Raw genomic sequence first — 12,127 nt, 5'->3', positions numbered from 1 at the left:
GGTCAACATTGAAGAAGTTTGAACATATCCTACTCTTTCTTGTCTTTCATACCAAGCTTGTGTTCTGACATGGAGAGCTTTGTTGTAAACTAATCTTACACAGCCCAAAGTGCGCCGCAATAGCGACTCTTGTTCGGGTGTTGGGTAAAATCGGTAAGAATAGGCTTTTTCCATGTCTCACATTTTAGCATATATTTTGTAAATGCGCTAATATTTAACAGTAAAGCCGTCGTAGAACGACGGGGTTTCAGACCCAAATTTTCGATGAGGCCCCCCATGAATAGGATAGATGCTCCCAACCTCTTGACTATTATTTATGTCCTGGTGGATGACTGGTATCAAGAACAGGGATATCGCTTGACTCCCATGCTGCCTGGACCTGAGCCTAGTTTCAGAGATAGTGAAATGTTGACCTTTTGGTTTATTCCCCGAACGCTCCCGCAGCAGAATCCGTATTGCAGTTCATTCAAGGCAACAATATCCTAGCCGACAAGGGGTTTATTGGTAAGTAGTCGTGCAAAATTAATTTCCTAGTAAAGATAGGCAAAAGGCAAGAGGCAAGAGGGGGTTAGATATGTGTAATTAGGGTCTGCTGAATAAATCTAAAAACCTTGTTGGATAAGACTTTTAGACTTGTTTTTACTCAAAAAGTGCCAGCCGTTGCGGGGATCGGGGGGAAAATTCAGGTACTTTTTCCCTGAAAATTAGGTAATTGACTGCCTCAAAATCGGTAAAACCCCACACCCCACACCCCACACCCCACACCCTGCCCCCAGGAAAAGCTTTTTCAGCAAACCCTAATTAATTTTGCTTAGGTACTTAAATCGAAATCCGCTAGTTTTACTCGATGGCTTTCTCGGCGCGCTCCCCTATAGTATATATGTATGGGGGAAGTTCAGCTAAAACGCGGTTGAGAAGCTGGGCAACCTTGTATGTTATTAAATTATGTAATAACATGATATGTAGTAAACCTTGCCTAAAATCATGAGTAACAAACAATACAATCTAACCTGGGCTAGAATAGGCAATGCTTCAGGTTTCCGTCTGAGTGCCAGTTTTTTTAAGGATAATCCCCAATTCAAAGAAGCTAAAGGTGCTGTTGAAGTTATCAGCCCTGATACCTTATTAGTCCGCTTACAGCCTCAATCTCTAGAACAGGAGGAAGATGAACTGATGCTGAGTTTATTCTTAGATTTTCTGACCAAGCAAGCCCTATTAAATCCTGATGCTGAGTTAGAAGCTTATACGGAAGCGATGGCAGCGGTCGATGAAGAGTTGATGACAGGAGTAGAACTTGATAGTTAACGGTTGGCGAATCTACTTTATTAAAAGACTTTTTGGGCAACAACGCCGCGATTTACAAGTTGAGGTTCGTAAACTAAAAAACACCTTGCCAGCAGAAGCATACCGTACTCATTCTACAGTCAAACTCTACAGGGCGATTATGGTCGCCATTAAAGAAAAAATCCCTCTCGACCCTTTTGCTTCCCATTTTGCTCTGACTGGGGCGCTCAAGCATTACGGAAGAGTCAAAAAGATGGGACTACCTGACCGTTATCGCTTATTCTTTCGGGCTATACAAACCAAGGAGTATAAAGCAATTTTTGTTTTATGGCTAGGCTATCCTCGCAAACAAGGGGATAAAAATGATTGTTACAAAGTTTTCACAAAAATGGTTCAGCGAGGTGATTTTCCCAGTTCTCTTGACGCTTTAATCCTTGATAGCCAAGAAGATTAGCTAGTGATAAGGTGGTTGAAAAAGCGATCGTAACTGAGATTCTAGGTTTGTAACTTGAGATTCTAGGTTTGTAACTTGAGATTCTAGGTTTGTAACTTTTGTTTCCAGATTTGTTACTCTTTCTTTCAAATCTCCAATTTTTAGTGATTGAAAAAACACCATTGCACAAAGGAGGACAATTATGGTGAGGGCGACTAAAAAGTACAGATTGTTGCGTGCAGAGGTTTTGTTCGCACGTCCATAGGAAGACTTGATAACTTGGTAGTCAACTTTATCTTCAGGATCACTATAGTTTGGTGGTTTTTCAGACATATTTAATTCCGTTTCCCTAATAAATTAACGATTAAAGGTTTGAGATCATCTGTCTTTTTTGCACATACTGTAAAAACTGAAGAATCTTCTGAGAAGTCTTCTATCTTCAACTCAGAACAAGCTCTAGAAATATTTTTAATCATTATCTCAAATTTATGCTTGGCATATTCTTTACCATTGCGAAAATTATTTAATGTAATGTATCCATCGTTAATTAGATTGTCAATTAGATCTAGCTTATTAATTAAAAATATGACGCTTTTCAGGTTGCTGCTATATAAACTTGCAAAAAGCAGTTCTAAAGAGGCTTCATTAATGTAATCATGGTGTTCTTGGACTCTTGCTTCTATTTTTCCTATAATATCTCCCTGTTTCAACCATTCAAATAAAGCTTCATCGCTAAGCAGCTTACCCTTTTCGTCGGTTTTTCTAGGAACAAGATCTACAATGAGTAAAACTGCGTTAATTACTCGGCTACCTTCAGAGCCAAAGAAATCTGGCGAAGCCTGAATTATTACCTGACTAGGATTTTGTCCTTTATAGTCTGCTATCGCCACATCGGCAAAGTTCCTTAAACCTAACTGAACTTTGAATTCATAATAATCAAAAACTTCAGTCGATCTCCTATCTCTATTCGGATTAATAAGTGTGAAGGCAGTTTCTATAAAGGTGGACTTACCACTGCCAGGGCGACCAAAAATGCAAATTCGGTAAATTGATTTTTTAATAAATAAATTGCTGATAAAGGAATCTAATTCGTCTCGGATGGGCTTAAATAAATATCCTCCAACAGGCACAAGGACAAATACTACCAAGGCTATAACACCTTCAGAGGTTGCTCCCAATGTAGCAAATATCCAACATATAACGAGAACTGTAAAAAATAAGAACAGAATAATGACAACTATACCCTTGCTGCTCATCCCACTTCTCAACTCCCTCAACACCGAACTATACTTTGCACGGCTACAACTTGCATTTTTTACTCAAGGACAATAACACTTAACAAGTAAACGGAATGCACTGCCTCAACCGAGTGATGAAGCAGCCCAACTATTAATTATACCGCTTACTGCGGTTTAGCACCCTCCTCTGTCTTACTATCCCACCTCCATCGGTCTAACACCCCCTTAATTATACCTAATACCGCACTGTGCGGTTTAATCACCTCAATTTGGGCATAATTAGCGCAGCGGAACGAAGAACCTGAAAACTTACATCTGCTCACTGCTCACTGATCACTGATTGCCTCCTATTGACACAAACGTTGATAAACTGTAGCTAAAGCTTGGACATCACCGACATTACCCGGGAAAAGAACCACAGGTAGATTAGGAAAGAGATGATGATCGGCTGCTGTACGGACCATGGAGACACCGGGGAGAATCTGACCGAGTAAACGGGCCGATTGCAGGCTTAAACCCGTACTTAAGACATCATTAGAGGTAATACCGCCTTTACTGATTAAAAAACTGATGTCACCGGGTAAACCCTTAACAATGTCCATTAACAGGGTGGAGACGGCAACCCCAAAATCAAGGCGTTTCTGCACAGAAGCAAAGGTTAACTCTTGCCGACTGGTATAGATCACGGGGGTTTGTTTATTTTTGTGAATAAGCTTGACTTTTTCCAGAGCTTGTGCTAAGAGTTGCTCTCGTTGATCGGGACGATCGCGCAATGCCGTCACATCGATTTCGACTCCGACGGTGTTGGGTTGTTGAAGCAGTTTATCTAATTGTTGGCTAGTTTTTTTGACGTGGGAACCGACGATAATTGCCCCGGCTTCCCCCGTGGGCTTATACTTACCCATAGATTCGGGTGCGATCGGTTGAGTTCCTAAATTAGCCAAAGAAGTTAAAATACTGGCGGCACTACGGAATAAAAATTTTTTTCCCTCCCCTGCGGCGGTTAAAATATCTTCAGCAAAGCGATCGAGATCCGCTTGAGTTTCCCCATCTACCACCCCACATTGATTATTTTCGAGCTTTTGCAATCGTTCTAAACTACCTTGACGGATATCTGCCAGTAAAAATCTCTCCACATCATCTGCTTTAATTTTACCTTGCGTTTTCTCCTCCACATAATCCGGCAGATAACTGTAATGGTAGGCAAAAACCGAATCCCGAGCAAATTCTGTCTCGTGGACGGGAGTGGGAACGCCATCGATGATTAAATAGTGAATACTATCGCGGGTGATTCTGCCCCCCTCAAAAAAGGCTGGAATCAGGAAATGAGCATCAAAACCGCCCAATTCTTCGGCAATAACATCAGTTTCGATCGGATAATGCCCGCGCAGGGTAGAATCGGAACGACTAACCACCAAAAAATCCTCGATTCCCTCTTTAGTTAAGGCAGTTTTCAGGTTATGACAGACTTCTCGCGTGACAGACTCGGCTTTTTCGGGGGTTAAAGCGCGAGTATTGGTCAAAACAAAGAAAATTGGCGCATTATCTGCCAATCCCAAGCGGAGAGTATCTTCATCCCACCGCATCAATAACAGACAACTATGGACTGTCTGGGAACCTGTCGGGTCGTCATCTAAGACTATAATTTTAGGTCTATTATTACTCATATATTTTTTATCAGGATGGGAGGGACGAAGGAACCAAGAGAATCTGGTTAATAGTTTATCGGGTTCTGGTTCCCCATTAAAGTCGTCCCCTCCGCAAGCAACCGCTATCAATCTTGATCACATCTGTCCAATATAGGATAAGCTATACCATGATTCATACAGTGACGAAGTTGAGCGCGGGAGACTTCCCTTTGAATACGTTAATCCACCCCACTGCGGTTATCCATCCGTCGGCAAAACTTGATCCCAAGGTTAAAGTTGGTCCCTATGCTGTGATCGGGGCCAATGTGGAAATTGAAGCTGATACAATTATTGATGCCCATGTGGTCATTGAGGGTCCGACCAAAATTGGCAAGGGTAATCATATTTTTTCTGGGGCTGTTATTGGTAATGAACCACAGGATTTAAAGTATAAAGGTGGCGAAAGTAGCGTGGAAATTGGTGATAATAACCAAATTCGCGAGTTTGTCACGATTAATCGCGCCACCGATACGGGAGAAGTTACCCAAATTGGCAATAATAATTTATTAATGGCCTATGTTCACGTTGCCCATAATTGTATTTTGCAAGATAACATTATTATCGCTAATAGTGTCGCATTGGCCGGTCATGTCCATATTGAATCAAAAGCAGTTATCGGGGGGGTTTTAGGAGTACATCAATTTGTTCATATTGGCAAAATGGCCATGTTAGGAGGAATGAGTCGTATTGATCGCGATGTTCCCCCTTTTACTTTAGTAGAAGGCAATCCCTGTCGCGTGCGAACTCTTAATTTAGTCGGTTTACAAAGAGCAGGTTGTACCGATGAAGATCTAGCTTTACTGAAAAAAGCTTTTCGGATTATCTATCGTTCTAATCTAAATCTTCAGCAGGCTTTAGAACAAGTTTCTCTCTTAACCGATAACCCCCATGTTCAACATCTCTGTCAATTTTTACAATCCTCTACCACAGGAGAAAAACGTCGCGGTTTAATTCCGGGGAAATAACTTATTGATTGAGGAACAGTCTGTGGGGAGTGGGAATTATGAATGATGAATTATGAATTATGAATTGGGGAGCGGGAAGAAAAAGCGTTCGACAAAAGCTCACCCCGAAGTCTGTCTTCTCAATCCTGACTCCTATCTCCTATCTCCAGCAATCCTGTCTCCTGAATTCTTTTATTATCAAATAATTATCCAAATGCGTATATTTATTAGTACAGGTGAGGTATCGGGTGATTTACAGGCAGCCATGCTGATTGAATCCCTTTTTAAACTAGCTAAAACCCAGGCAATTGAGTTAGAAATTTTTGCCCTAGGTGGCGATCGCATGGAGTTAGCTGGGGCAAAAATGTTGGGTAAAACCACTCGACTGGCTGCCATGGGATTAATTGAATCTATCCCCTTTATTTTGCCAACTTTACAACTACAAAAACGAGCAAAAGAGTTTTTTAGAGATCATCCTCCCGATCTAATTATTTTAATTGATTATGTGGGGGCAAATGTGGCGATCGGTCAGTCGGCTAAAAAAATTATTCCCGGTGTCCCAATTATCTATTATATTGCCCCACAGGTGTGGATTTGGTCGGAAGAAAATATTCCCTCAGCTAAACTAAGGTCCACAGCAGAAAAGTTATTTAATACGGAAAAATTAATCGCCGTCACCGATAAATTATTGGCAATTTTTCCTGCCGAAGCCCGTTTTTTTGAAACAAAAGGTGTACCGGTAACTTGGGTGGGACATCCTTTAGTTGATCGTATGGCCAATGCTCCCAATCGCCAAGAAATGCGGCAAAAATGGGCAATAAAACCCAAAGAAACGGTGATCGCTTTGTTACCCGCTTCCCGTCAACAGGAGTTTAAATATCTCGTGCCGACGGTGTGCGCTGCTGCCCAAAAATTACAGGAAAAAATTCCCGATATTAAGTTTTTAATTCCCGTTCCCTTAGCTTTATACGAACCAAAAATGCGAGAATTGGTGGCGGAATATGGATTAAATGCGGTGATTATGGAACGAGATCAGACTTTAGAAGCAATTGCAGCGGCTGATCTGGCTGTGGCTAAGTCTGGTACAGTTAATCTCGAAATTGCTTTATTAAACGTGCCGCAGGTGGTGGTTTACCGTTTAAGTGCAGTTACTGCTTGGATTGCCCGCAATATTATGAAGCTTTCTGTACCATTTGTCTCACCGGTAAATTTAGTTCTAATGCGAGAAATTGTTCCCGAATTATTACAAGAGGAAGCTAATCCAGAGAGAATTATGCAGGAATGTCTAGACCTATTATTAAATCAGCAACGTCGCCAAAAAATGTTAGATGAATACGCAGAAACTAAGGCCGGTTTAGGAACAGTAGGCAGTTGTGAGCGAGTGGCACAAGAGGTATTTAATACTAAATCCAGTTATTAAAAACTGATTATGTATTACCCCTTTTGCATGAGTGCATGGAGTAGAAAACGGGTTTCTCGGAGAAACCCGTTTTCTGCGCGTTACTCAACGGATTTAGTTCCAAAAAACCCAAAAAAAGCGGGGTAATTTGCCACTACCCCACCAATACTATCAAGGAATTACGATTACTTATAAGCGTCCATACCCTCACAGGAACAAACCAGATTTCTGTCCCCGTAGGCATTATCAACCCGTCCGACTACTGGCCAGAATTTATAATCTTTTAGCCAAGAAAGCGGGTAAGCTGCCTGTTGACGGGAATAGGGACGACTCCAATCATCGGCAGTTAAAACCGCAGCTGTGTGGGGGGCATTTTTCAAGGGATTATCGTGGGGATCCATGCTACCATTAGCGATCGCTTGTACTTCTTGATAGATAGTTAACAAAGCTTCACAAAAACGGTCTAATTCCCCCAAAGATTCGCTTTCCGTGGGTTCCACCATCATTGTACCCGCCACGGGCCAAGAAACCGTCGGCGCGTGGAAACCGAAATCCATCAAGCGTTTTGCCACATCTTCCACCTCGATGCCGGCCTGTTTTTTCAGGGGACGTAAATCGATCACACACTCGTGGGCAACCGTTCCCGCGCTACCCTTAAATAACACCGGATAGGCCGACTCCAGACGAAAAGCCATATAATTAGCGTTCAAAATTGCCACTTCTGTCGCTTTTTTCAAGCCAGCGGCCCCCATCATAGCGATATACATCCAAGAAATCACCAAAATGCTGGCACTACCCCAAGGCGCGGCCGAAATTGCGCCAATCGAGTCCTGATGCTTACCGTTAGCGGTTTCTGGGGATAATTTCGCCAAAACCAGGGAAACATCGGGCAGAAAAGGCACTAAATGGGATTTGACTCCAATTGGTCCCATACCCGGTCCCCCCCCACCGTGGGGAATACAGAAAGTTTTATGGAGATTCAAGTGACAGACATCGGCGCCAAAATCCGCCGGACGACATAAACCCACCTGAGCATTCATATTGGCGCCATCCATATAGACTTGACCACCGTATTGATGAATCAAGGCGCAAATTTCGCTAATTCCCTGTTCAAAAACGCCGTGAGTGGAAGGATACGTTACCATCAAAGCCGCTAGATTATCCTGATGCTTCTCGGCCTTAGTTTTCAGGTCATTAATATCAATATTGCCCCGAGAATCGCAATTAACCGCCACTACTTTCATACCACACATAACGGCACTGGCAGGATTAGTCCCGTGAGCGGATTCAGGAATTAAGCAAATCTGACGATGACCTTGACCGCGACTTTCATGGTAGGCTCGGATCACCTGTAAACCGGCATACTCTCCCTGAGAACCAGCGTTCGGTTGTAGAGAAATGCCATCAAATCCGGTAATTTCCCCTAACCAAGTCTCTAACTGTTGAAAGAGCAGTTGATAGCCTTCTGCTTGGTCAATCGGTGCAAAAGGGTGTAATTTGCCGAATTCTGCCCAAGTTACCGGAATCATCTCCGCTACGGCATTGAGTTTCATCGTACAGGAACCGAGGGGAATCATGGAAGTATTTAAGGCTAGATCCTTTGTTTCCAGACGGTGCAGATATCTGAGTAATTCCGTTTCCGAGTGGTAACGATTGAACACCGGCTCGGTAAGATAGGCACTGGTACGGGTTAGATTAGCGGGTAATTCTAGACTAATTTTCTCGACTAATTCCGCCGTGGTAAAGGGCAATTCCTCGGTTGGCGCAAAAATTTGCCATAAATCCCACACATCCCTGAGACTGCTGGTTTCATCGAGACTAATTCCTAAATTATTCTCATCAAAATAACGCAGATTAATCTTATGGGTTTTGGCCTTGGCGAGGAAATCCTTAACTCCCGTGGATACCGTAACTTTGAGCGTATCGAAGCGCGGTTCTTTCCCCACCTCATAACCCAACTGTTTTAAGCCAGTTGCCAATAAAGTGGTTAATTTCTGCACTCTTTGGGCGATTTTCTTGATTCCTTCTGGTCCGTGATACACCGCGTACATGGAAGCAATCACCGCTAGTAACACCTGTGCGGTACAAATATTACTGGTGGCTTTATCCCGGCGGATATGTTGTTCCCGGGTTTGCAAAGCTAAACGCAGTGCGGGTTTACCCTGACTATCCTTCGATACCCCGACAATGCGCCCCGGAATACTACGTTTATAGGCATCTTTGGTGGCAAAATAGGCGGCATGGGGACCCCCATAACCCAAGGGAACCCCAAAGCGTTGACTGCTACCCACGGCAATATCAGCCCCCAATTCGCCGGGGGGAGTCAACAGGGCTAAACTGAGAATATCGGCGGCAACGGTGACTAAAGCCCCATTTTCCTGCGCTTTGGCGATAAATTCCCGATAGTCATAAATTACGCCATCGGTGGCCGGATATTGCAATAATGCGCCAAAAATCGGCGTTTGGAAGTCAAAGAGACGATGATCCTCGATAATAATATCAATACCTAAAGGAATCGCTCTGGTTTTAACAACTTCAATCGTTTGGGGATGGCAACTACTGGAGATAAAGAAAGCATTGGCTTTAGTTTTACACAGTCCGTAACTCATGCTCATCGCTTCCGCGGCTGCTGTTCCTTCATCGAGGAGGGAAGCGTTAGCAATTTCCAGACCGGTTAAGCTAGTGATGAGAGTTTGGAAGTTTAAGAGAGCTTCTAAGCGTCCCTGGGCGATTTCCGCTTGATAGGGAGTATAGGCGGTGTACCAACCCGGATTTTCTAAGATGTTGCGGAGAATTACCGGCGGGGTGATACAGTCATGGTAGCCCATGCCAATAAAGGAGCGAAATACCTGATTTTTTGAGGCAATCGCTTTTAATTGGGCAAGAGCGGCGTATTCACTCAAGGCAGGTGGTAGATTAAGGTTTTTTTGTAAACGAATTGCTGCGGGGACTGTTTGAGCGATTAACTCCTCCACGGTAGCAACACCCAAAACCGCCAGCATTTTCTCGATTTCCGTCTCCGTCGGTCCAATATGACGGTTAACAAAGCTATCGGTACAGTCTAGCAGGTCTTGCAGGTCAGCAGGAGCGAATTCCTCAGTTTTCTCGGCCGTAATTGACCTATTTAGCATATTAATCTCGGTTTCAACAATTACAAAAGTGTTGCGTTTCATCGCTAGGGGTGATTTTAACGCAACTTGTAAAATTTTTGTAACATTTGAAGCCGGCAAGTTAAAGCCTAAGCTAATTTGCTATCGAAAGTACGCACAAAATTAACCTCACTACTGCTTCGTCACCAAAAACCAACCAGAATCCATCGACTCGATCACCTTTAACCCTTCTAAATCAGTAGCTTCTTTGGTTTGACGATCGATAATTAGGTAAGGTTGCTTGTGACTTTGCCAATGATTGATTAATTCTTCAGCAGCAAGGGGAAAAACCCGACGACCACTATAAAAATTTAATGAGGGACGCTCGTAGGCAAAAGCAATATAAACAGGGCGATCGGCTGGCACATATTTCTGCACTAAACTCGCCACCGGTTTGACAGGGAAATTCTCATTTAATTCCCAGATCCACAGGGGAGAATTGACAAAAATAAACAAAGAAACCAACATTCCCCAAAGTAAAACCACGCTGAATTGTTCCGAGCGCCGGGCTAACAAAATCGCCGTTGTCACCATAGTCAGGGAAATTGACAATAAGCTTAAAATAATTAAGGGATGGATCGGTTCGATCAGGGCAAAATTACCAGGAAAATAGGCCATTAAAGCTAATAAACCCGCCACAACGCCGATAATACCCACAATAATTGACCAGATGGGATGATAGGGGCGATCGATGGGAAGATTCACCACCTGCGCCAAGGCATAACCGGCCGCTAAAGCTAAGGCCGGATAGATCGGCAGAATATACCAAGGCAACTTGGTCGCCATTACCGAAACCACCAGCAGATAAACACCCGTCCAAACTAACAGTAACTTCGCCCAACTGTAGAGACGTTCCTGACGGGCTAAACCTAAACCCCAAACCGAGAAAATTAACCAAGGCCAACTATATTTCAGAATTTCCAGCAGATAATACCAAAACGGGCCACGATGATGGTCGAGATCGTCACTAACTCGCTTTAACTGTTGAACAAAAAGGGAATCGAGAAACTCCCGCTCGTAGTGCCAAAATTGGGCGGTGTACCAGGCAAAAGCGGGGGCTGCTCCCAATAACCAACCCGACCAAAAATAGGCAGAAGTTAATAACCGGGGGGTATCCCAGAGCAGAAAAATAAAGCCGATACCCGCCAATAATAGCCCCATAATACCCTTAGTCAGACAAAGGAGGGCAAATCCTAACCCCGCCCCCACAGACCAGCGTAAATCCCGCCGTGAGCGCAGTAAACCAACAAACATCAGCATTTCAAAACACAATACCGCTCCATCCAACATGGCTAAACGGCCATGGCGCACCACCGGCAAAAGAGTTAAATAGATCAAGGCCGACAGTAAAGCTGGCAAACGAGCGGGAAAAATTTCTCGACCGAGAAGATAGAGAAGCGGCACCGATAAAGCTGTTAAAAAAGCGGGAATTAGTCTAGTATTAGCCTCATTGATGCCCCAGAAATGGTAGGTTAGACCAATCAAACTATGAATCAACGGCGGTTTATTCAGGTAGGGATCACCCCAAAAACTGGGAAATAACCAGCGCAATTGTTCCAGGGGGGTTTGGCTAATTTCCTTGGCCACCTGAGCGATGGTCGCTTCATCCCAATCCCGCAAGGGTAAATTCCCTAATCCCACTAGATAGATAATTAAGGCCGCTATTAATAATCCCAGTAAACACAGAAATTCTTTAAAATTTTCTCTCTGACGCAATTTATAACTAGAATATCCCCAAGTAAATTTTTGACGGTTCATAAGCTAGGTCAGTAATCAGTAAACAGTAAACAGTAATCAGTAAACAGTAATCAGTAAACAGTAATCAGTAAGGCTCTCCTAGACTGGTTATAGCAAATTAGTAGTTTCAATGAGCCTAATCCCTTAAATAGCCTAGAATCCAACCAAGCAAAAAGCTTTGATTATTTTGGTTCTTCGGTTTGTGTTATGCAATGGACGGGAGTTATAAGGGGTGAAACCCTTATATAGAAAGAC

Annotated in this window: 10 protein-coding genes; 4 read left to right on the top strand and 6 right to left on the bottom strand. The window is 43.3% G+C overall.

The genetic code is table 11. From position 1 onward, the window contains the following. Positions 1-174: helix-turn-helix domain-containing protein (locus MICAI_RS23945; RefSeq protein ID WP_071989056.1), on the bottom strand; the 174-nt coding region annotated here is incomplete at its 3' end. An 810-nt stretch (positions 175-984) separates the two neighbouring features. Between MICAI_RS23945 and MICAI_RS13240 the strand changes: the two genes are divergently transcribed. Then, entirely contained in the window at positions 985-1,305 is a 321-nt protein-coding gene (locus tag MICAI_RS13240) for a hypothetical protein (RefSeq protein ID WP_039900124.1), read from the top strand. Further along, positions 1,295-1,738 (top strand): type II toxin-antitoxin system YhaV family toxin, encoded by a 444-nt coding sequence (locus MICAI_RS13235; protein ID WP_008202773.1) that lies wholly within the window; start codon positions 1,295-1,297, stop codon positions 1,736-1,738. Before MICAI_RS13240 ends, MICAI_RS13235 begins: the two co-directional genes overlap by 11 nt. Here MICAI_RS13235 and MICAI_RS13230 read toward each other — a convergent pair whose 3' ends face one another. From MICAI_RS13230 to MICAI_RS13220, 3 genes are all read right to left on the bottom strand, one after another. After that, the gene (locus MICAI_RS13230) at positions 1,739-2,050 is read right to left on the bottom strand and encodes a hypothetical protein (protein ID WP_002802199.1); all 312 of its coding nucleotides are present in this window, start codon (positions 2,048-2,050) and stop codon (positions 1,739-1,741) included. A 2-nt stretch (positions 2,051-2,052) separates the two neighbouring features. Further along, positions 2,053-2,973, bottom strand: coding sequence for a hypothetical protein (locus tag MICAI_RS13225; RefSeq protein WP_002793386.1), 921 nt, complete (start codon positions 2,971-2,973; stop codon positions 2,053-2,055). A gap of 329 nt (positions 2,974-3,302) precedes the next feature. Further along, on the bottom strand, positions 3,303-4,622 hold the full coding sequence (locus MICAI_RS13220) for a four-carbon acid sugar kinase family protein (RefSeq protein ID WP_008202769.1): 1,320 nt from the start codon (positions 4,620-4,622) through the stop codon (positions 3,303-3,305). Positions 4,623-4,771: 149 nt separating this feature from the next. Between MICAI_RS13220 and lpxA the strand changes: the two genes are divergently transcribed. Beyond that, positions 4,772-5,608: an acyl-ACP--UDP-N-acetylglucosamine O-acyltransferase gene (lpxA, locus tag MICAI_RS13215; protein WP_008202767.1), complete on the top strand. Its 837-nt coding sequence runs from the start codon at positions 4,772-4,774 to the stop codon at positions 5,606-5,608. Between the two features lie 193 nt (positions 5,609-5,801). Next, positions 5,802-7,007 (top strand): lipid-A-disaccharide synthase, encoded by a 1,206-nt coding sequence (gene lpxB, locus MICAI_RS13210; RefSeq protein WP_039900126.1) that lies wholly within the window; start codon positions 5,802-5,804, stop codon positions 7,005-7,007. A gap of 164 nt (positions 7,008-7,171) precedes the next feature. Here lpxB and gcvP read toward each other — a convergent pair whose 3' ends face one another. Further along, positions 7,172-10,159: an aminomethyl-transferring glycine dehydrogenase gene (gcvP, locus tag MICAI_RS13205; protein ID WP_008202763.1), complete on the bottom strand. Its 2,988-nt coding sequence runs from the start codon at positions 10,157-10,159 to the stop codon at positions 7,172-7,174. Positions 10,160-10,267: 108 nt separating this feature from the next. Then, entirely contained in the window at positions 10,268-11,893 is a 1,626-nt protein-coding gene (locus tag MICAI_RS13200; RefSeq protein ID WP_008202761.1) for an ArnT family glycosyltransferase, read from the bottom strand. Positions 11,894-12,127: the final 234 nt, after the last annotated feature.

Origin of the sequence: Microcystis sp. T1-4 (genome assembly GCF_000297435.1) — a bacterium.
Lineage (GTDB): Bacteria > Cyanobacteriota > Cyanobacteriia > Cyanobacteriales > Microcystaceae > Microcystis.
This window is presented reverse-complemented; position numbering and strand designations above follow the sequence as displayed.